The sequence below is a fragment of the Pedococcus sp. P2_A3 genome (assembly GCF_056405035.1).
In genome coordinates, this window is the sequence record NZ_JBFUCW010000001.1 from 162,689 (window position 1) to 181,590 (window position 18,902).

Annotated in this window: 19 protein-coding genes; 7 read left to right on the forward strand and 12 right to left on the reverse strand. The window is 69.1% G+C overall.

The features are described from left to right. A complete protein-coding gene (locus tag AC1DX8_RS00805; protein WP_477627997.1) occupies positions 1 to 315 on the forward strand; it encodes a TusE/DsrC/DsvC family sulfur relay protein in 315 nt (104 codons plus the stop codon). A gap of 68 nt (positions 316 to 383) precedes the next feature. Further along, the gene (locus AC1DX8_RS00810; RefSeq protein WP_477627998.1) at positions 384 to 899 is read left to right on the forward strand and encodes a DsrE/DsrF/DrsH-like family protein; all 516 of its coding nucleotides are present in this window, start codon (positions 384 to 386) and stop codon (positions 897 to 899) included. Positions 900 to 986: 87 nt separating this feature from the next. Here the strand turns inward: AC1DX8_RS00810 and AC1DX8_RS00815 are convergent, their stop codons facing one another. Genes AC1DX8_RS00815 through AC1DX8_RS00825 form a run of 3 tightly spaced genes read right to left on the reverse strand, consistent with a single transcriptional unit; the run spans position 987 to position 3,578 of the window. Then, positions 987 to 2,192: a pilus assembly protein TadG-related protein gene (locus AC1DX8_RS00815; protein WP_477627999.1), complete on the reverse strand. Its 1,206-nt coding sequence runs from the start codon at positions 2,190 to 2,192 to the stop codon at positions 987 to 989. Next, the gene (locus AC1DX8_RS00820; protein ID WP_477628000.1) at positions 2,189 to 3,001 is read right to left on the reverse strand and encodes a hypothetical protein; all 813 of its coding nucleotides are present in this window, start codon (positions 2,999 to 3,001) and stop codon (positions 2,189 to 2,191) included. Before AC1DX8_RS00820 ends, AC1DX8_RS00815 begins: the two co-directional genes overlap by 4 nt. A 25-nt stretch (positions 3,002 to 3,026) precedes the next feature. Then, positions 3,027 to 3,578 carry an RNA polymerase sigma factor gene (locus AC1DX8_RS00825; RefSeq protein WP_477628001.1) on the reverse strand — a complete coding sequence of 184 codons (552 nt, stop codon included), beginning with the start codon at positions 3,576 to 3,578 and terminating at the stop codon, positions 3,027 to 3,029. A 289-nt stretch (positions 3,579 to 3,867) separates the two neighbouring features. Between AC1DX8_RS00825 and AC1DX8_RS00830 the strand changes: the two genes are divergently transcribed. The 3 genes from AC1DX8_RS00830 to AC1DX8_RS00840 all read left to right on the forward strand — a co-directional run bounded on the left by AC1DX8_RS00830 (position 3,868) and on the right by AC1DX8_RS00840 (position 6,234). Further along, complete coding sequence (locus AC1DX8_RS00830) at positions 3,868 to 4,404, forward strand: hypothetical protein (RefSeq protein ID WP_477628002.1); 537 nt, start codon at positions 3,868 to 3,870, stop codon at positions 4,402 to 4,404. A gap of 217 nt (positions 4,405 to 4,621) precedes the next feature. Next, complete coding sequence (locus tag AC1DX8_RS00835; RefSeq protein ID WP_477628003.1) at positions 4,622 to 5,494, forward strand: HNH endonuclease family protein; 873 nt, start codon at positions 4,622 to 4,624, stop codon at positions 5,492 to 5,494. A gap of 77 nt (positions 5,495 to 5,571) precedes the next feature. Beyond that, complete coding sequence (locus AC1DX8_RS00840) at positions 5,572 to 6,234, forward strand: TOPRIM nucleotidyl transferase/hydrolase domain-containing protein (RefSeq protein WP_477628004.1); 663 nt, start codon at positions 5,572 to 5,574, stop codon at positions 6,232 to 6,234. A 170-nt stretch (positions 6,235 to 6,404) separates the two neighbouring features. Here AC1DX8_RS00840 and AC1DX8_RS00845 read toward each other — a convergent pair whose 3' ends face one another. From AC1DX8_RS00845 to AC1DX8_RS00885, 9 genes are all read right to left on the reverse strand, one after another. Next, positions 6,405 to 7,262 (reverse strand): trypsin-like serine protease, encoded by an 858-nt coding sequence (locus AC1DX8_RS00845; protein ID WP_477628005.1) that lies wholly within the window; start codon positions 7,260 to 7,262, stop codon positions 6,405 to 6,407. 126 nt (positions 7,263 to 7,388) lie between these two features. Next, the gene (locus tag AC1DX8_RS00850) at positions 7,389 to 8,684 is read right to left on the reverse strand and encodes a hemolysin family protein (RefSeq protein WP_477628006.1); all 1,296 of its coding nucleotides are present in this window, start codon (positions 8,682 to 8,684) and stop codon (positions 7,389 to 7,391) included. A 100-nt stretch (positions 8,685 to 8,784) separates the two neighbouring features. Next, positions 8,785 to 9,510: a VIT1/CCC1 transporter family protein gene (locus AC1DX8_RS00855; RefSeq protein ID WP_477628007.1), complete on the reverse strand. Its 726-nt coding sequence runs from the start codon at positions 9,508 to 9,510 to the stop codon at positions 8,785 to 8,787. Next, the gene (locus AC1DX8_RS00860; RefSeq protein ID WP_477628008.1) at positions 9,503 to 9,811 is read right to left on the reverse strand and encodes a 4a-hydroxytetrahydrobiopterin dehydratase; all 309 of its coding nucleotides are present in this window, start codon (positions 9,809 to 9,811) and stop codon (positions 9,503 to 9,505) included. The genes AC1DX8_RS00855 and AC1DX8_RS00860 overlap by 8 nt, the downstream gene beginning before the upstream one ends. Positions 9,812 to 9,911: 100 nt before the next feature. Next, positions 9,912 to 10,994, reverse strand: a complete 1,083-nt coding sequence (locus AC1DX8_RS00865) for an ABC transporter ATP-binding protein (protein ID WP_477628009.1) — start codon at positions 10,992 to 10,994, stop codon at positions 9,912 to 9,914. A gap of 58 nt (positions 10,995 to 11,052) precedes the next feature. Continuing rightward, complete coding sequence (locus AC1DX8_RS00870; RefSeq protein ID WP_477628010.1) at positions 11,053 to 12,144, reverse strand: ABC transporter ATP-binding protein; 1,092 nt, start codon at positions 12,142 to 12,144, stop codon at positions 11,053 to 11,055. After that, positions 12,141 to 13,154 carry an ABC transporter permease gene (locus AC1DX8_RS00875; protein WP_477628011.1) on the reverse strand — a complete coding sequence of 338 codons (1,014 nt, stop codon included), beginning with the start codon at positions 13,152 to 13,154 and terminating at the stop codon, positions 12,141 to 12,143. The genes AC1DX8_RS00870 and AC1DX8_RS00875 overlap by 4 nt, the downstream gene beginning before the upstream one ends. A gap of 104 nt (positions 13,155 to 13,258) precedes the next feature. Beyond that, positions 13,259 to 15,031 (reverse strand): ABC transporter substrate-binding protein, encoded by a 1,773-nt coding sequence (locus AC1DX8_RS00880; RefSeq protein ID WP_477628012.1) that lies wholly within the window; start codon positions 15,029 to 15,031, stop codon positions 13,259 to 13,261. Between the two features lie 55 nt (positions 15,032 to 15,086). Beyond that, positions 15,087 to 16,079, reverse strand: a complete 993-nt coding sequence (locus AC1DX8_RS00885) for an ABC transporter permease (protein WP_477628013.1) — start codon at positions 16,077 to 16,079, stop codon at positions 15,087 to 15,089. A gap of 248 nt (positions 16,080 to 16,327) precedes the next feature. On the opposite strand from AC1DX8_RS00885, the gene AC1DX8_RS00890 reads away from it, so the two are divergent. Both AC1DX8_RS00890 and typA read left to right on the forward strand, forming a co-directional pair. After that, positions 16,328 to 16,771: a (deoxy)nucleoside triphosphate pyrophosphohydrolase gene (locus AC1DX8_RS00890; protein WP_477628014.1), complete on the forward strand. Its 444-nt coding sequence runs from the start codon at positions 16,328 to 16,330 to the stop codon at positions 16,769 to 16,771. A gap of 195 nt (positions 16,772 to 16,966) precedes the next feature. Continuing rightward, positions 16,967 to 18,850: a translational GTPase TypA gene (gene typA, locus AC1DX8_RS00895; RefSeq protein ID WP_477628015.1), complete on the forward strand. Its 1,884-nt coding sequence runs from the start codon at positions 16,967 to 16,969 to the stop codon at positions 18,848 to 18,850. Positions 18,851 to 18,902 lie beyond the last annotated feature (52 nt).

An 18,902-nucleotide genomic window follows, 5' to 3' on the forward strand; every position in this document is an offset into this window, starting at 1 on the left:
ATGCCCGTCACCACGATCAACAGCCGGCAGGTCCACGTCAACGACGAGGGCTTCCTCACCGACCCCACGGAATGGGACGAGGCGCTGGGCACGGCCCTGGCCACCCAGATCGGGATCGACCTCGGTGACGAGCACTGGAAGGCGATCCGCTTTCTCCGGCAGGACTTCGCAGCCCAGGGGGAGACCCCCACCCTGCGTCGCGTCACCGTCGCCGGCGGCATACCGACCAAGCAGTTGTTCCAGCTCTTCCCTCAGAAGCCGGCCAAGAAGATGGCCTACATCGCAGGTCTCCCCAAGCCGCACGGCTGCGTGTGAGCACGCCTGCCAGGCCCACGCTCCCGCACGTCTCACCAGAGCCACCGATCAAGGAAGAAAGGTCCGTCATGACGATCGCCGACACGGCACCACTCATCGTCCCCAGCTTCGACACCCCGGCCAGCGAAGGGCGCAAGCTGGCCATCATCTGCTCGAAGGGCAGCCTCGACATGGCCTACCCGGGACTCATCCTGGCCAACGCAGCCCTGGGCGAAGGTGTCGAGACGCACATGTTCTTCACCTTCTGGGGCTTCGACATCATCAACAAGAAGACCATGAACGACCTGAAGTTCACGCCCCTCGGCAACACCGCGACGCACATGCCGCAAGGCCTGGGTGGCATCCCCGGTATCACCCACATGGCCACCTCGAAGCTCAAGAAGTCGATCGCCGACCTCGATGTGCCCGAGGTGCCTGAGTTCCTCGAGCAGATCGTGGCTTCCGGCGGTCACCTCTGGGCCTGCCGGATGTCGGCTGACATGAACCACCTGACCGAGGACGACCTCTACGACGAGGTCGAGGCCATCATCAGTGCCAGTGACTTCATCGAGAAGACCGAAGGCGCCCAGCTGCTGTTCATCTGAGTGAGAACGGCCCCCGGGACGGGGGAGCGAAGCTGTTCGGAACGTGTCAGGCGCAGGCTCGGGCGTCGACCAACGGGGCCACGATCGCTACTCGATCAGGTAGACCTGCCGCTGTTGCAGGTCGCAGGTGCTGCCGAGTGCACAGTCACTCTCGTCGCTCGTGCCGGCAAGCCGCATCTTCACGGCCTTGAGCAGGAGGTAGTTGTCCTGGTTGCCCCCGGTGGCAGGCGTCAACGATGCGGGGTTGTTCGTCGGTCCGGCGCACTCGCCGGTCATGCTGAGCGCTGAGCTGTCCTGGCCGCCGAAGTGGTAGCCGCACACGACGACACCCAGCAGGGCCTGGACGGGATAGATGGCGTTGTTGCCGCCGGCATTGACCACCGCTGCCTGGTCGCAGGGGGGAACCCCACAGAACACCGGCAGCAGGATGTGCTTGTGCGTGCTCACCAGGGAGTTCCAGGCCTGCAGGATCGGCGTTCCTCCGAGGTTCCCGCTGTTTGCCCCCAGGCAGGAGCTGGACTTCGCCGGGCAGCTGCTCTCCAGGTAGGTGCGGAGCGCGGAGCCCGTCCTGGGGGACTGGTCGGGGACGACCGATACCGGGTCGGTGCAGCCGAACTCCGTGGCCGTGCCGAGGTAGGTGTTGCTGTTGCTCCCCACCTCCGGGCAGTCGATCGACCACCAGTTGCCGCTGCTGCTGGCGCCGGGGCACAGGGAGTTCCCGGTCGAGGGGAGCGTCATCTGGAACACCGCGGACGGCATGACCGCGGGCAGCTGGCTGCCGCAGACCGCGTACGGCCGGACACCGACCGCCTCGGACGGCGCCGAGACGATGGCGGTTGCGGGTCGCGAGGAGTCGTAGGGCCCACTGTGACCTAAGAGCCCGCCGAGCAGGGAGGGCGTCGACCCGGCCGACGTGTACCTGACCTGGATGGAACCCTTGGTGGTGCAGGTGGCGCTGTAGCCGGCCTCGGTGCTGCCTGGCCGGTTGTCCGCGCGGATGGCCGCGGCGGCGCTGGCTGCCTCGGCAGTCCAGGCGGGTGTGGCAAGGATGGTGGCGCAGCTGCCGGGCTTGTCGGCGAAGACGTTCGCGGCTGCCAGCGCCGCGGCATCCGACGCAGCCTGCAGCCGACGGGTGCTTGCGTACGACATCCCGAAGTCGACGGTGAAGGCTCCTATCCCCACCAGGACCACGAGCAGGACGGCGACGGTGACTGCGACTGCACCGTGCTCGGCACCTTGGGTGGGGAGCACGGCACGCATGACACCCGGTAGCCGGGGATGGGGCCGACTCATGGCGCGATCGTGGGCAGCGTCGCCGCCGGTGTGGGTGGGGTCAGAGTCGGGGCCGCTGTCGTGGACGTCGGGCTGGTCGAGGGAGTCCGCCCGGTCCCACTGGGGCTCTTGCCCGGCGGCGTGGCCGGCGCCTTGCCCGGCTTTGCCGTGCCTGACGACGTCGAGGGTCTCTTGGGCGTCTTGGTGGCGCCTGACGAACCAGGGTGGGGGACCTTGGCGCAGTATGCCGCGATCTTGGCTTCCCCGCCGGCCGCCTCGGCGAGGTTCCGGAAGGCGACCGAGTTGCCCGGCTTGTCCTTGTCCTTCGACTGGTGGTGGGTCCAGGCGTTGCACAGCCCGAAGGCGGCGGGCCCGGACGCGTCGGGACCGACGGGGGTGTCGGTCTTCTCGGCCTTCGGTGGTGTCGTCGGCGAGGCGCCGGTCGTCGCGCTCGTGGCCACCGGCGTCACGAGGGTGTCTCTCGACGGCCCCATCGCACCCGACGCGAACACGACGGTCGCGACTGCACCGAGCGCGACTGCAGCGCCAGCGCCAGATGCCAAGGCCTTGAGTCCAGCTGCTGAGGAGATCATCGCGATCCTTCGCGATCGGGGCCGGGCGAATGCCCTGCCGTAGGTGGCCATGGCCTGGGAGTACCCCACCAGCTCGGTGCGCTCGGGCGGTGCCGTCAGGGCGTTCATGACGTCGGCCACCCGGTGTGCCTCGGGGGGAGCTCCGAGCGGGCGGTGACCCTTGAGCATCGATTCGAGATCAGCGTCCGAGAGCTCGTGCTCGTCGTCGCTGCCGCAGGGGTCGGTGAGGATTGTCATCGCACCGGTAAAGCGCCGTTCCTCGCTAGCGCGTTACACCCTGACTGCGCAGCGAGGCGGCAAGCGCCCGCAGACCGCGGTGGGCAGACACCCGGACAGCCCCCGGGCTCTTGCCCACCATGGCCGCAACGGCCTCCACCGGCAGGCCCGCGAGCACCCGCAGGGCCAACACCTCGGCCTGCAGAGGAGGCAGCGTCGATAGCAGGGCGAGCGCAGATCCCGGGCTCAGGCCCTCCACCACGGCGTCGGTGGTGTCGGGAACGACGCCTGACTGGTCCGGTGCGTCGCTGAGGACTTCCCGTGGCCGCCGCGACCGACGCCGGGCAGCATCGAGAGCCCGCCGGCGTGCGGTGGCGAACACCCAAGCCCGCCAAGCGATCTCATCGCCCCTGAATCGACCAAGTCCCTTGATCACCGACGCCCAGGTCTCGGCGGCGAGGTCTTCCGCGATTCCGCCGGGCTCCAAGCTGAGGTAGCGCACGAGACGAGGATTCAGGTCCAGCCACAGGCGTGAAAAGGCCTCCTCGTCCCCGGCCTGTGCCCTCGCGAGGAGTTCCGCGAAGCCCTCGCGCACCACGGTGTCAGTATCGAGAACCGGAGGAGGTCGGGAGCGGGATTCACCCGGCCCTCGCCCGTTCGTACGACGCAGCCGGTGGCCAGCGGCGTCAACCCTTGGGGTCTCAGGGCAGGGCCTCGAGACCCCAAGGTCGGTATGTGCTTTTAGTCGCGGATGTCCTCGACTGATCGGTTCGATGTTGGCCTTGCCTTGACCCGCTCTTGACCAAATCCATACCCGACGCACCTGGTGGGGACATCCTTCGCCATAGGGGGACCGCAGGGGTTGCCCGCGAACGATGGGACTGCTCATGTTCAGGAAGACTGTGGCCGCGGCCGCGATGGGAGCCGGTCTGCTGCTGGCAGCGGCGGGGTCGGCGTCGGCCTACACGATGGACTCGGCCGGCGTGGGCTGGGTCGGTAAGGGCGAGGTCCAGAGCGCCTACGCCTGGAACAACAAGGCCATGCAGGACAACGTCGGGGGTRTGACGTTCGCCTACGACAGCACGGCCACCTACGAGGTCGTGTGCGAGTTCGACAACCCCGGTGGCCACCACGTCATCACCAACACCAAGCGCTCATCCGTCACGGCGACCGTCGGCAGCGACTCCCGCAACAACAGCAGCGGCAAGCAGGGACCGATGACCGGGTGGTACCTCACCGGCTACGGGGCAGTGACGTCGACCGGCGGGTCCGTTCCCGCGGTCGGAGACGGGTGCCCCGGCAACAGCGGGCTGGGGGCGATCACCTCGGTGACGCAGACCGGCACCGGCACCGGCGGCCTGTACGCACTGTGGGGCGGCCAGAGTCGGCTGCTCACCCTGACGGTGGCGACCACGACCCTCTGATCGTCGAGTCTCCAGGCTGTCGCCTCGGCGCGGGGTCCTCCACGGGCCCCGCGCCGAGTGCGTCGACTCAGCCGGACCGGTCCGCTGGGAGCGACCCACCGGACAGCTCGGAGACTGGGTCCTCGTCCGTTCGGGCAGGATCCTCCGGTTTGCGCGAATGCGGTGCCGGGCGGGACCTAGCGTGGTCGCCACCGAGTGAAAGTGCTTGTCCCACCTGATGATCCGTCGTCCCGACCGCAACCGTCCCGCCGTGGCCGGGTGGGTGCTCGCCGTTCTCGCCCTGTCCGCGTGTGTGCCCGCGAGCGCTGACTCGATCGCGTCGCCCACGAGCCGCGCGTCGGTCGACGCCGGTTCCGGGTCCCCAGTCACCACTGGGGCCCGGTCAGGGACCGACGTCGCGCCGACCACCACCACGTCCTCACCTGACAGCGCCACCAGTCTCCGCCCGTCGGACGCGCCGACCACGCGGCATACGACGGCGCAGGCCACGCCCGCCGCGGAGGCGACGGTCCGGCCCGGATCCGCCGTCACCACCCTGGCCACCTTGACGATCAAGGGCCGGGCGCCCAGGTCCGGCTACGAGCGTGACCTCTTCGGGCAGGCATGGGCCGATGTCGACCGCAACGGCTGCGACACGCGCAACGACATCCTGCGCCGCGACCTCACCCGCACCACCCTCAAGCCCGGCACTCGAGGTTGTGTCGTGCTCAAGGGCACCCTGAACGACCCGTACACCGGGACGGTGATCGCCTTCGTGCGCGGCCAGGGCACCTCGAACGCCGTCCAGATCGACCACGTCGTTGCGCTGTCGGACGCTTGGCAGAAGGGCGCCCAGCGGTGGTCCACGGCGCGCCGCACGGCGTTCGCCAACGACCCGCTCAACCTCCTTGCGGTCGACGGTCCCACCAACCAGCGCAAGGGCGACGGTGATGCCGCCACCTGGCTGCCACCGCGCAAGGCCTTCCGGTGCGCGTACGTCGCTCGCCAGATCGCGGTCAAGCAGCGTTACGCCCTCACCGTCACCCTGGCCGAGCGCGATGCCATGGTGCGGGTGCTCACGGCGTGCCCGGGGCAGGCGCTGCCCCGCTGAGGTAGCCCCGCCGCCGCGGTGCCGGGAGACGGAAATGTCGGGGCGCCTAGCGTGGTGGATCTGGCAGATTGACCGGTATGACCGCCTCGCCGCCCGGGCCGCTCCGTCAGGGCGCGCTCGTCTGGGTGTTGCTGGAGGGAGCCTCGGACGTCGCCGCAGTCCGCGTGGTCGCCCAGCGCGTCGGGTTGCCCCTCGAGGAGCGCGGGGTCGAGCTGGTCGACATGCACGGCGCGACGAACATCCGCCGACACCTCCTCGCCGCGACGGCAGCCGCCGAGAGCCCGCGCGTGCTGGGCATGTGCGACGCCCCGGAGGCGCCGTTCTTCGTGCGCGCGCTGCGTCGGGCCGGGTGCGCGGTCGAGAGCGCTGCCGACCTGCCGTGGTGGGGGTTCCAGGTCTGCGACCGCGACCTCGAGGACGAGCTGGTGCGCCACCTGGGTGAGGACGGCACGCGCGCGGTGCTGGACGAGCTCGGCCTCAGCCAGCGGTTCGCGATGCTGGCCCAGCAGCCGGCCTGGGTGACAGGGTCCTTCCACGACCGGGTCCACCGGTTCGCGGGGGCCGCCTCCGGCCGCAAGGAGCTCATGGCCGGGGCACTGGCCGGCGCGCTCGACCTCGACGCCTTGCCGGGGCCGCTCGCCGGCCTGCTCGACGCGATCTCGCGGTCCGGCCCGACCTTCGAGGAGCTCCGTGGAGCCAGCGCTGGTCCGGGAGACCAGGCGGCTGAGCGACGCGGCTGACCTGCAGGCTTGACCACCCGCAGACCCGCAGACCCGCAGACCCGCAGACCCGCAGACCCGCAGACCCGCAACCTGAGCACCCCCTGGGGCGCTCAGGTTGCGAGAACGGGGGGGACGACGAACGTGGCGACGCCCACCAGGGAGCGCCGCCACGTCGTGGTCAGGTCGGGTCAGGCCGCGTGGCCCACCCCGAACCCGGCGAGCCAGGTCTGCACCACGGGGATGTCGATGCGCTGGAGACCGCCGAGGTAGCGGCAGTTCGACGTATAGCCGTAGCTGGTCACGGTCACCTGGTAGCCGCCGTTGAACGACGGGCCGCCGGAGTCGCCGAAGCAGGTGCCACCGCCACCGCGCGGGTCGTTCTCGTTGCCGTTGACCTGCAGGATCTGCGGGGTGAGCTTCTGGCCCACCTCGTCGGTGACCCGACGCACGATCGGGTAGGACATCGGGGTCGGCTTCTGCGGGCCGGACTCCGCCTGACGCACCTCGGTGCCGTAGCCCACCGCTGTGAAGAGCGTCTTGTTCAGCACGTTGGGCGTGTACTTGTCGAGGTAGTTCGTCGGCGCGATGGTCGCGGGTGCGATGCCGACCACGGGGGCGTCGAGGACGATGACGCCGACGTCGTTCCAGTTCTTGAGGTCGGTGAAGTTGGAGTATCCCGGGTGGGTGTGAGCCGTGCCGCTGAGGAAGCCGGCCGCTTTGAGCTCGGCCGACGTGTAGCCGGCGGCCGGGTTGGCAGCCGCCGGGAGCGGCGACGGCGGGGCCTCGGCCACGACGGACTTGAACGTCACGGCGGTCTTCCCGAGCGTGCCGTCCGTGCAGTGCGCGGCGGTGACGAGGACCGTCGGCGACACCAGGGTGGCGCTGCAGCGGAACCTCCCCGTCGCGTCGTAGAACGCGATCATGCCCACGTTCGGGTGGCCGTTGCCGTCGAGGTCACCCCCCGTGATGGCTGATGCGGTGAGGCTGGTGCCCCCGACCATGGCGGTGCTGATGCCGAGAACGGCCAGCGCGCGACGAAGCTTCATGCGGACTCCCTACAGTCTGGTCACCCCGGTGGGCGACCAGCGCATTCAAACCCGCCCGCTGTCCCCTGTCCAGCGTCATCGGGGGGATCTTCGCCGGGTATGCCGCGTGCTCGCCACCCCGACGGGTCACCCCTCGCCAGGGTCGGTGGCCGGATCGGCCGGGCGCAGCCGCACCTCGGTGACCGCGTGGCGTGCGGTCGCGGTGACCTCGATGGACCAGGCCCCGACCGCGACGACGTCGCCCGGCCGCTCGGGGACGCGTCCGAGGACCTTGAGGACCAGCCCGGCGACGGTGGAGTAGTCCACTGACGCGGGGAGCCCGAGCTCGACCCCGACGTCAGGGAGGTCGTGGACGGGGAAGGTGCCGGGGAGGCTGAGGGTGCCGTCTGCACCGACGGTCGCGTCGGCCGGGTCGGGGTCGGTCTCGTCCCAGATCTCGCCGACCACCTCCTCGAGGAGGTCTTCCAGCGTCACGATGCCGTCGACGGAGCCGTGCTCGTCGACGACGATCGCCATCTGCTGGCGCTCCTCACGGAAGCGGCGCAGCGCGTCGGACAGCCGCACCGTGTCGGGAAGCATGAGGGCCGGCTGGACGCGGGTGCCGACCAGGTCGTCGTCGCCGTCGACGACCGAGCCCCAGTGGACGATGCCGAGCACGCGGTCGAGGTGGTGCCCCAGCGTGACCGGCACACGGGAGTGCCCGGCGGCAGCCATGGTCTCGCGCGCCTGCGCGACGGTCAGGTCACTGGCGAGCGAGAGCACCGATCCTCGGGGCACCAGGACGTGACGCACCAGCCGCTCATGCAGGTCGAGTGCGCCGCTGATGATGTCGCGCTGTGCGGAGTCGAGGCCCGGGTTGCTGGTGACCAGGTCGCGCAGCTCCTCGGCCGAGATGTCCTCCACCGCCGTCTCCGACTTCCCGCCGAGGAGTCGCACGACGAGATCCGTGGCAGCGCTGAGCACCGCGACGGCCGGTCGCGACAGGGCTGAGAGCACGTCGAGCGGCCGGGCCACGGTGAGGGCCCAGGGGAGGGCGAGCTGCATCGCGAGCCGCTTGGGAGCGAGCTCGCCCAGCACCAGGGTCACGAAGGCCAGCACCAGGGTCACGGCGGCCACGACGACGGGCTCGGCCACGGAGCCGAGGAATCCTGCGTGGGGCACGAGCGGCTCGGCCAGTGACACGGCGGCCGTCGCCGAGGCCAGGAACCCGGCCAGGGTGATGCCGATCTGGATCGTCGCGAGGAACCGGTTGGGGTCCCGCGCGAGCCGCACGAGGCGCTCACCGCGGGCGCCGCCGGCGCGTTCCAGCTGGCGCAGCTGGCCCTCCCGCAGGGAGACCAACGCCATCTCACTTCCCGCGAAGACGGCGTTGAGGAGCACGAGCGCTCCGACGAGGGCAATGTCGAGCCAGTAGCCAGACATGGCTGGGTGGATCACCGGACCTTCTGGTGGGGGAGGAGTTCGGTGAACGTCCCCCGGGTGCCCGGAGTTCCCCGGGTCAGCAGTGCCGCTGCGGTCGGCCTCAGATCTGGGTACCGACCAGTGCACCGATCCCGTACGTCACCAGCATGGCGATCATTCCGCCGCCCACGTTGCGCACCACGGCCGGGCGCACGGGTGCCTTCCCCAGGCGCGCGCTGCCCCAGCCGGTGAAGGCCAGGGCCACGACCACCGAGCCGGCGGTGACCCAGATCCTCGCAGCGGCCGGCAGCAGCAGGATCGCCAGCAGCGGGAGGATCGCCCCGAGGGTGAAGGCCGACATCGAGGCCCAGGCGGCGTGCCACGGGTTGGTCAGGGCGTTGGGGTCGATGCCCAGCTCCGCCTCGGCGTGGGCGCCGAGCGCGTCGTGGTCGGTGAGCTGGCGGGCGACCTCGGCAGCCAGCTCGGGCGACAATCCCTTGTCCTCGTAGATCTGCGTCAGCTCCGCCAGCTCCTCCTCCGGCATCTCGCGCAGCTCGCGGCGCTCCTTGGCGAGCAACGCCTTCTCGGTGTCCCGCTGGGTGCTCACCGACACGTACTCGCCGGCCGCCATGCTCATCGCCCCGGCCGCCAGCCCGGCGATGCCCGCTGTCGCGATCGTCGAGCGCTCGACCGTCGCGGCCGCGACCCCGATGACGATGCCCGCCGTCGAGACGATTCCGTCGTTGGCCCCGAGCACCCCCGCCCGCAACCAGTTGAGCCGAGCCCCGATGCCCTGATCGTGCTGCTCGCCGTCGTGGGGCTCGACCTGCGTCACTGCCTCAGCCATCAGCGTTCGCCTCCAGACGTGCGGCGGCCTGAGCCACCCGGTGTGCCAGCTCGACGTCGAGCTGGGTGAGCCCACCCTCGGAGTGGGTCGACAGCACGAACTTCACTGTGCGCCAACGGATGTCGATGTCGGGGTGGTGCTGCATGTCCTCGGCCTCCACGGCCACCTCGTCGACCAGTCGGATCGCGGCGGGAAAGTCCGGCGCCTCATAGCTCGCGGTGATCTCGTCACCCTTGCGGGTCCACCCGGGCAGGTCGCCCAGCTGGCGCCCGATCTCCTCATCGGTCAGCAGTCGGCTCATGGCTCCCACTCTGGCAAGGATGTCCACGCCTGTCATCGAAGCCCAGCCTCACCTCACCCGCGTCGTCGCCTCCGCCAGAGCCCCGGGTATGCCGCGCGGTTCAGTTCGAGGCGCTCACTGCGGACGCGGAGCCGGCGCTGGGGGAGACCGGTGAGGCGTTCTCGGGGAAGTGGCACGCGACCTGGTGGCCCGGGGCCAGCGCGACCAAGGGCGGTTCCTGGGTGCTGCAGATCTCCTGAGCCTTCCAGCAGCGCGTGTGGAAGCGGCAAGCCGCCGGGGGGTTGATGGGGCTCGGCACGTCGCCCTGGAGGCGGATCCGCTCCCGCTTGGTCCGGCGGCTGGTGTCGGGGATGGGCACGGCCGAGAGCAGCGCTGTGGTGTACGGGTGCATGGGCCGCGAGTAGAGCTCGTCCCGGTCGGCCAGCTCGACGATCTTGCCGAGGTACATGACGGCGACGCGGTCGGACATGTGCCGCACCACCGAGAGGTCGTGAGCGATCACGACGTAGGTGAGGCCGAGCTCGTCCTGGAGGTCCTCGAGCAGGTTGATGACCTGGGCCTGGATCGAGACGTCGAGGGCTGACACCGGCTCGTCGGCGACGATGAGCTTGGGGCGCAGGGCGAGCGACCGGGCGATGCCGATGCGCTGCCGCTGGCCGCCGGAGAACTCGTGGGGGTAGCGGTTGTAGTGCTCCGGGTTGAGCCCCACCAGCTCGAGCAGCTCCTGCACCGCCTTCTTGGTGCCCTGCTTGGGTTTGACCCGCTGGAGCTGGAAGGGGGCGCCCACGATGGTGCCTACGGTGTGCCTCGGGTTCAGCGAGCCGTACGGGTCCTGGAAGATGATCTGGACGTCGCGCCGTAGCGGCCGCATCTTGCCGGTCGACAGGTGGGTGATGTCCCGACCGTCGAACACGATCTTCCCGTCGGTGGGCTCGATCAGGCGGGTGAGCATGCGGCCCGTCGTGGTCTTGCCGCAGCCGGACTCCCCGACGAGGGACAGCGTCTCGCCCTTGGCCACGTCGAACGTCAGCCCGTCCACGGCCTGCACGGCCCCCACCTGGCGCTGCAGCAGCCCGCGCCTGATGGGGAAGTGCTTGGTCAGGTTGGTGACCGACAGCAGCGCCTCGCCGCTCGTCGCGGCGCGCGACGGCGTGGTCTTGGTGGTGTCGGACGTCTCGTTCACTATGTGGCTCCCAGGTGGGCGGGGTCGGCAATGGGCTCGTCTGGCGGCGGCGACGGGATCACAGCTTCGGCAGGATCTCCGTCTCCCAGATCCGCTGCCGCTCCCCGTCGTCGAGGTGACATGCGACGTAGTGCCCGGGGATGCTCTCGCGGAAGGCCGGGCGCTCCGTCATCGAGAGGCCGTTCGTGCGGTCCGCGAACGCGCATCTGGGGTGGAAGGGGCACCCCGACGGGACGTTGATGAGGCTCGGGGGCGTGCCCTTGATCGGGAGCAGCCGCTCGGAGCGTTCGCGGTCCAGGCGTGGCATCGATCCCAGGAGGCCCCAGGTGTAGGGGTGCTGGGGACGCTCAAAGATCTCCTGGGCGGAGGCGTACTCCACGGACCGGCCGGCATACATCACCATGATGTCGTCGGCCAGCTCGGCCACCACCCCGAGGTCGTGGGTGATGATGATGACGGCCGAGTTGAACTCGGTCTGCAGATCGCGGACCAGGTCGAGGATCTGGGCCTGCACGGTGACGTCCAGCGCGGTGGTGGGCTCGTCGGCGATGAGCAGGTCGGGGTCGCACGACAGGGCCATGGCGATCATGGCACGCTGCCGCATGCCCCCCGAGAACTGGTGCGGGTAGTCGTCCACCCGCGAACTGGGCTGGGGGATGCCGACGCGCTCGAGCAGGTCGATCGCGTGCTTGCGCGCCGTCGCCTTCGGGACGTCGTTGTGGACGCGGTAGGCCTCGATGATCTGGTGGCCCACCGTGTAGAACGGGTGCATCGCGGACAGCGGGTCCTGGAAGATCATCGCCATCTTCTTGCCCCGCAGCGACCGGATCTGGCCGGGGGTGGCGCCCACGAGCTCCTCGCCGTCGAGCAGGATGGAACCGGACATGGTGACGGTTCCGGGCTTGTGCAGCCCCATGATCGACATGCTCGTCACGCTCTTGCCGGAGCCTGACTCGCCGACGATGCCGAGCGTCTTCCCGCGGGCAAGGTCGAAGGACAGGCCGTCGACGGACTTGACCACCCCGTCGTCCGTGGGGAAGTGGACGCGCAGGTCGCGGACCGACAGGAACGCGTCCTTGTCGGGCGCGCCCATGCCGCCAATCCCCACCGCGTCCGGGCGGCTCGCCGTACGGGCGGTGGTCTGGGTCATGAGGCTCGCACTCTCGGGTCGACGACGGCATACAGGAGGTCTACGACCAGGTTCGCCAAGATGATGAAGAAGGCGCCGATCAGCGTCACTCCCAGGACCTTGGGGAGGTCGTTGTTGGTCACGGCCTGCACCGCGTACTGACCGATGCCCGGCAGGGAGAACGTGGTCTCGGTGAGGATGGCACCGCCGAGGAGCAGGCCGAGGTCGAGGCCGAAGATGGTCAGGATGGGGGTGAGGGCCGCTCGGAGGCCGTGCTTGATGACGACGTCCCGCTCGCCGAGCCCCTTGGCCCTGGCCGTGCGGATGTAGTCCTCGTTCATCGTCTCGAGCATGCCGGCCCTCGTGAGTCGCGCGTAGGCGGCGGCGTACAGGAAGGCCAGCGTGATCCACGGAAGGATCAGGCGATAGGCCCAGTCGAGGGGGTTGCTCGCCTCCATCGGGTTCGCGCCGCCCGGTGCGGTGATGCCGAGGGCGTAGCTGAACACGCTGAGGCTGAGCAGACCGGTGAAGAAGATGGGGAGGGAGACGCCCGCGAGGGCGACGCCCATCATCGACCGATCCAGGGCGCTGCCGCGGCGCAGTGCCGACACGACACCCGTCGCCACGCCACCGAGTAGCCACAGGAAGGCCGCCCCGGAGGCGAGGGACAGGGTGACCGGTAGACGGTCGAGCAGATCTGGCAGCACGGGGTTCTGGCTGACGAAGCTGTAGCCCAGGCACGGAGCAGGGCAGTGGTCCACGCCCGCGCCCGTGTTGTAGTCCGCCCCAGCCACGATGCCCTTCGCGAAGCGTCCGTACTGCTCCCAGAGCGGGTCGGTGAAGCCGAGCCGCACGGCGGCTGCGTGGATCTGCTCCTGGCCGGCGCTCTTGCCGACGTAGCGAGATGCCAGGTCGTCAGCCGTGGCACCGCCGATGCGGGGGACGAGGAAGAAGATGCAGAACACGACCGCGCTCACGATGAAGAGCAGGATCGCCGCACCGAAGACTCGCCGGATGATGTAGGTCAGCACTGTGAATGGCTAGGACGCGGTGGCGGTCTGCCAACCTTCCGGCTGACCGCCACCGCGTCGACGCCCCACCTCTTTCTCTGTGGCGTTGGCGGGTGGGTGTGGAGCTACTTCTTGGTCGTACCCATCGCCGTGTAGTCGTACTGGTTGAACCCGTCGTTGACGAACACGTTCGTCAGGTTGTCGGGACGGAACAGCAGACCCTTGGACCAGACACCCGGGATGACTGCGGCGTTGTCCATGACGAGCTTGTCGGCGTCGCCCCAGATCTTCTCGCGTGCGGTCTTGTCGTTCTCGGCGAGAGCCTTGTCGATCAGGGCGTCGACGGCCGGGATCTTGATGCCGAGGTTGGTGTTGCCCGACGGGCGAATGACGCGGCTGTCGATGATCTGGCTCAGGAAGCCGAAGCCGTCCGGCCAGTCAGCGCCCCAGCCGTACACGATCAGGCCGAGCTTGTTGGCCTTGGCGTAGTCCGGCTTGCCGGCGTAGAGCTTGGTGTAGTCCGACGTCGGGAACGGCTTGATGTTCAGCTTGATGCCGACCTTGGCCAGCGACTGCTGCAGCGACTCCGCGGTTGCCTTCTCCTTCGGGCGCTCTGCGCGGTAGGAGATGGTGGTCTCGAAGCCGTTCGGCTGACCACACTTCGCGAGCTCGGCCTTGGCGGCGGCGACGTCGCCCTCCGGCTTGCTCTTGAAGTTGTAGAGGTCGAAGTCGACGTGGCCGGGGACGACCGGCGGCATCAGGCTGGTGGCGATGTCTCCACCGGTCGAACCACCGTAAGCGCGCTGGTAACCCGTCTTGTCGTAGGCCAGCTCGACGGCCTTGCGGCAGTCCACGTTGTCGAGCGGGGCCACGTCACTGTTGATCACGGTGAACCAGGTGCGGGCCGCAGCGGCGTTGTCGGTCTTCGCCTTGAGGTCCGCGCTCGCGAGGATCTTGCCCTGCGAGGCAGCCTGGACTCCAGTGCCGGCGATGTCGACGTCGAGGTCACCCGCCTGGAGGCGGTTGTCGATGTCGGGCGCGTTGAGACCGAGCTCCACGGTGAGCTTGTCCGGAAGGGCTTTGCGGCCGGAGTCCGGGTCGGTCTTGGGGTCGTAGTTGGGGTTGCGGTCGAGCTCGTAGCGCTTGCCGAACTGGTACGTGATGAACTTGTACGGACCGCTGGAGACGACGTGCTCGCGGTACTTTGTGCCGGTGTCCTTCGCCACCGGCACCGGCGCCGTGGCCGGGAGCTGGGCGAAGTAGTCGAACCCGGCGAAGCCCGTCTTGAGGTGGAAGACGATGGTCTTGTCGTCCGGGGTGTCGATGGCCTTCAGGTTGTCGAGGTTCTTGTCCTTGTAGACCGAGTAGCCCTTCGGGACGTTCGCCAGGAAGTCGTTGAAGTAGGTCGGCCCGTTCGGGAAGGTGTCCTTGTCGAGCTGGCGTGCCACGGCGTACTTGATGTCCTTGGACGTGATCGGGGATCCGTCCTCGTACTTCAGGCCGTCGCGCAGCGTGTACGTCCAGGTCTTGTTCCCGTCACTCGCCTTGCCCAAGGACGTCGCGAGGTCCGGAACGAGCTCGGTGCCGGCGGAGCCAGGGGCCGACTTGAACACGACAAGAGTCCGCGCGTAGTTGCGCAGGAAGTTCCAGGAGAGACCGTAGTAGGTGTCGCCAGGGTCAACCGAGTCCCAGTCACCCGCCATACCGAACCGGAGCGTGCCGCCCTTGGTGTCGGACGGGCGGAAGACCTTGCCAACAGCGGCGTTGGCGGTCGCCTTCGCCTCGGCGCCGCCCGAGCTGCTTGAGCTGCCCGAACCTCCCGAGTTGCTGGCACACGCGGACAACCCCAGGGCAAGGACAGATGCCGCGGCGGTCGCCAGAATGCGTTTGTTCATCATGTGTGGTTGCGCTCCTTGTTCGGTGTAGGAGGGAACTGCGTGGGCGCGGTGGGTTTTACCGTGCCCGTGGGTCGAGGGCGTCACGAAGGCCGTCCCCGAACAGATTGAAGGCCAGGACCGTCACGAAGATGGCCAGGCCGGGTGGCAGGAGGAACCAGGCGTCGACCTGGTACCACTGCGCGGCGTCGGACAGCATCCCGCCCCAGGTGGCCCGCGGCGGTTGGACACCGACCCCCAGGTAGGACAGCGCTGCCTCGAAGAGGATGTTCGTCGGGATCAGCAGCGTCGAGTAGACGAGGATCGGCGCGACCAGGTTGGGGAGCAGTTCCTTGACCAGCACACGAGGTGACCGTGCGCCGAGGCTGCGGGCCGCATCCACGAACTCGCGCTCGCGCAGTGACAGGGTCTGTCCGCGGATGATCCGGCCGACGTAGGGCCAGTTGAAGAAGCCGATGATGAAGATGATGACGGAGATCCGGAGGGCGTCGCCCTTGAGCCCGAACGCGTGGTCCGGGATGACGCCGGCCAGGGCCAGCGCGAAGAGCAGGATGGGAAACGCCAGGAAGATGTCCATCGTCCGGCTGATCAGCATGTCGACGATCCCCCCGGCAAAACCCGCGATGGCGCCGAGGGCGGTGCCGATCACCACGGAGACCAGCGTCGCGAGGAACGCGATCAGCAGCGAGATCTGCGAGCCGTAGAGGACGCGGCTGAACAGGTCACGGCCGTTGACCGGCTCGAGGCCGAACGGGTAGTCAAGCGACGCGCCGCCGTAGTTGCCGATCGGCACCTGCGTGTCGGGGTTGATGAGCTTCTGGTGGAACTCGTTCGGCGGGTGGCCGATGAGGCCGACGATGAGCGGCGCGCAGAGGGAGACCACGATCAGCACCACCACGACCAACCCGCCGGCGAGGGCGAGCTTGTCGCGCTTGAGACGACCCCACGCGATCTGGCCGAGCGAGCGCCCTTCGATCTTGCCGGCGCCCTCGAGGACGCTCTCGGGCGTCGCGGGAGTGGAGCCCGGCTCGAGCTCTACAGGAGCACTCATGGGTGGCGTGCACCTCCAATGTTGACGACCGTGGACCGGTAGTTCGTCGGGCAGCGTAGCGTCGGACGTCGTGTCCGGGGGTTCGAACGCACAGGCCCGCTCGGCGCCCATCATCCGGCTCGCATGGGTGTGTCACAACAACCCGATGCCGAATCGTGACGCGACGGCGCAGATCCTTCAGGCGCTGGTCGGGCTCGGACGAAAAGTGCAAGGGGTCGCCGGCCCCGGACAAATGGCACAGTGGGGGCATGACGAGCCGACCCGACCGGGCACCCGTGACGGCCGTGGTCGGTGCCGCGGTCGTCGACGACCTCGACCGCCCGACCCGGCTGCTCGCAGCGCGGCGCACGGAGCCGCCCGCGCTGGCGGGGGGCTGGGAGTTCCCGGGCGGCAAGGTCGATCCAGGGGAGAGCCCCGAGGAGGCGCTGCACCGGGAGCTGCGCGAGGAGCTCGGGGTGGACGTCGCGCTGGGAAAGCGGGTGCCCGGACCGCTGGAGGGCGGTCGGTGGCCGCTCGGTGAGTCCTGGGCGATGACGGTGTGGTTCGCCGCCGTCACCTCCGGTGAGCCCGCGCCGATCGAGGACCACGACGAGCTGCGCTGGCTCGGCGCCGACGAGCTGTATGTCGTGTCCTGGCTCCCGGCGGACCTCCCGATCGTCGACGCCATCGCTCCCCACCTTCATCGGGTTTAGCGACAAAGGGTGGCTACACCCCGGAAAGGTCTCGGGGTGTAGTCACCACAAGTCCCTGGACCCGGTCACGGTGAGGTATGCCGCGGAGCTGGCGGCGCGGCATACCCCACCTGGCGCGGTCGGGTGTGTGGGTGTGCTCACGCGGGCAGGCGCGCGTGGTCAAGGCGTGCTCGAAAGCCTGAGACAATGGTGCTCATGCCTATGAAGACCCGCGGTGACATCCGCAATGTCGCCATCGTTGCCCACGTCGACCACGGAAAGACCACGCTGGTCGACAAGATGCTCTGGCAGGCCGGTGCGTTCGGCGAGCACCAGCACGTCGACGAGCGGGCGATGGACTCCGGTGACCTGGAGCGCGAGAAGGGGATCACCATCCTCGCGAAGAACACCGCCATCCACTACGCCGGCAAGGCGGCCGCCGATGCGGGCCTGGCCGACGGTGCCACCATCAACATCATCGACACCCCCGGTCACGCCGACTTCGGTGGCGAGGTCGAGCGCGGCCTGTCGATGGTCGACGGCGTCGTGCTGCTCGTGGACGCCTCCGAGGGTCCGCTGCCGCAGACCCGCTTCGTGCTCCGCAAGGCGCTCGCCGCCAAGATGCCCGTGGTGCTCTGCATCAACAAGGTCGACCGCCCCGACAGCCGCATCGCCGAGGTCGTCGACGAGGTCTACGAGCTGTTCATGGACCTCGACGCCGACGAGCACCAGATCGAGTTCCCGATCGTCTACGCGTCGGCCAAGAACGGCCGTGCGTCGATGAACCGGCCCGAGAACGGCGGCCTCCCGGACGCCGAGGACCTCGAAGCCCTCTTCGAGACGATCCTGTCGACGATCCCCGCGCCGGTCTACGACGACGAGGCGCCGCTGCAGGCCCACGTCACCAACCTCGACGCCTCCAACTTCCTCGGCCGCCTGGCCCTCCTGCGCGTGCACAACGGCACCATCCGCAAGGGGCAGCACGTCGCCTGGTGCAAGGTCGACGGCACCGTCGAGCGGGTCAAGATCACCGAGCTGCTGATGACCGAGGCGCTCGAGCGCAAGCCCGCCGAGTCGGCCGGCCCCGGCGACATCATCGCCATCGCGGGCATCCCCGAGATCATGATCGGCGAGACCCTCGCGGACGCCGAGAACCCGATCCCGCTGCCGGTCATCACCGTCGACGAGCCGGCCATCTCGATGACGATCGGCACCAACACCAGCCCCATGGTGGGTCGCGTGCGTGGCTCCAAGGTCACCGCCCGCATGGTCAAGGACCGCCTCGACAAGGAGCTGGTCGGCAACGTCTCGTTGCGCGTGCTCCCCACCGAGCGGCCCGACGCCTGGGAGGTGCAGGGTCGTGGCGAGCTCGCCCTGGCCATCCTCGTCGAGCAGATGCGCCGTGAGGGCTACGAGCTGACCGTCGGCAAGCCGCAGGTGGTCACCCGTGAGGTCGACGGCAAGACGCACGAGCCGGTCGAGCGCCTGACGATCGACACCCCCGAGGAGTTCCTCGGCCCGATCACCCAGATCCTGGCCGCCCGCAAGGGCCGCATGGAGCAGATGACCAACCACGGCACCGGCTGGGTCCGGATGGAGTTCCTCGTGCCGTCGCGCGGGCTCATCGGCTTCCGCACGCTCTTCCTCACCGAGACCCGCGGCACGGGCATCGCCCACCACGTGTTCGAGGACTACGAGCCGTGGTTCGGCACCATCACGACGCGCACCAGCGGCTCGCTGGTCTCCGACCGCACCGGGGTCGTCACCGCCTACGCGATGGTGAACCTCCAGGAGCGCGGCACGCTGTTCGTCTCCCCGACGACCGAGGTCTACGAGGGCATGATCGTCGGCGAGAACTCGCGCGCCGACGACATGGACGTCAACATCACCAAGGAGAAGAAGCTCACCAACGTGCGCGCCTCCTCCTCGGACAACTTCGAGAAGATCGTGCCCCCGCGCAACCTCAGCCTGGAGCAGTCGCTCGAGTTCTGCCGCGAGGACGAGTGCGTCGAGGTCACCCCCGAGGCCGTCCGCATCCGCAAGGTCGAGCTCGACCAGACCGTCCGCGCCCGCAGCGCCGCCCGGGCGCGCAACGCCTGAGGCGTGCGGGCTCCGATGCAGGTCCCCCGACCACGGAGGACCACGGTCCTCG

Excerpts from the sequence above, each read along its gene's own strand:
- AC1DX8_RS00805 (WP_477627997.1), top strand. The coding sequence starts at position 1 with ATGCCCGTCACCACGATCAACAGCCGGCAGGTCCACGTCAACGACGAG.
- AC1DX8_RS00810 (WP_477627998.1), top strand. The coding sequence starts at position 384 with ATGACGATCGCCGACACGGCACCACTCATCGTCCCCAGCTTCGACACC.
- AC1DX8_RS00815 (WP_477627999.1), bottom strand. The coding sequence starts at position 2,192 with ATGAGTCGGCCCCATCCCCGGCTACCGGGTGTCATGCGTGCCGTGCTC.
- AC1DX8_RS00820 (WP_477628000.1), bottom strand. The coding sequence starts at position 3,001 with ATGACAATCCTCACCGACCCCTGCGGCAGCGACGACGAGCACGAGCTC.
- AC1DX8_RS00835 (WP_477628003.1), top strand. The coding sequence starts at position 4,622 with ATGATCCGTCGTCCCGACCGCAACCGTCCCGCCGTGGCCGGGTGGGTG.
- AC1DX8_RS00840 (WP_477628004.1), top strand. The coding sequence starts at position 5,572 with ATGACCGCCTCGCCGCCCGGGCCGCTCCGTCAGGGCGCGCTCGTCTGG.
- AC1DX8_RS00845 (WP_477628005.1), bottom strand. The coding sequence starts at position 7,262 with ATGAAGCTTCGTCGCGCGCTGGCCGTTCTCGGCATCAGCACCGCCATG.
- AC1DX8_RS00850 (WP_477628006.1), bottom strand. The coding sequence starts at position 8,684 with ATGTCTGGCTACTGGCTCGACATTGCCCTCGTCGGAGCGCTCGTGCTC.
- AC1DX8_RS00855 (WP_477628007.1), bottom strand. The coding sequence starts at position 9,510 with ATGGCTGAGGCAGTGACGCAGGTCGAGCCCCACGACGGCGAGCAGCAC.
- AC1DX8_RS00860 (WP_477628008.1), bottom strand. The coding sequence starts at position 9,811 with ATGAGCCGACTGCTGACCGATGAGGAGATCGGGCGCCAGCTGGGCGAC.
- AC1DX8_RS00870 (WP_477628010.1), bottom strand. The coding sequence starts at position 12,144 with ATGACCCAGACCACCGCCCGTACGGCGAGCCGCCCGGACGCGGTGGGG.
- AC1DX8_RS00880 (WP_477628012.1), bottom strand. The coding sequence starts at position 15,031 with ATGATGAACAAACGCATTCTGGCGACCGCCGCGGCATCTGTCCTTGCC.
- AC1DX8_RS00885 (WP_477628013.1), bottom strand. The coding sequence starts at position 16,079 with ATGAGTGCTCCTGTAGAGCTCGAGCCGGGCTCCACTCCCGCGACGCCC.
- AC1DX8_RS00890 (WP_477628014.1), top strand. The coding sequence starts at position 16,328 with ATGACGAGCCGACCCGACCGGGCACCCGTGACGGCCGTGGTCGGTGCC.
- typA (WP_477628015.1), top strand. The coding sequence starts at position 16,967 with ATGCCTATGAAGACCCGCGGTGACATCCGCAATGTCGCCATCGTTGCC.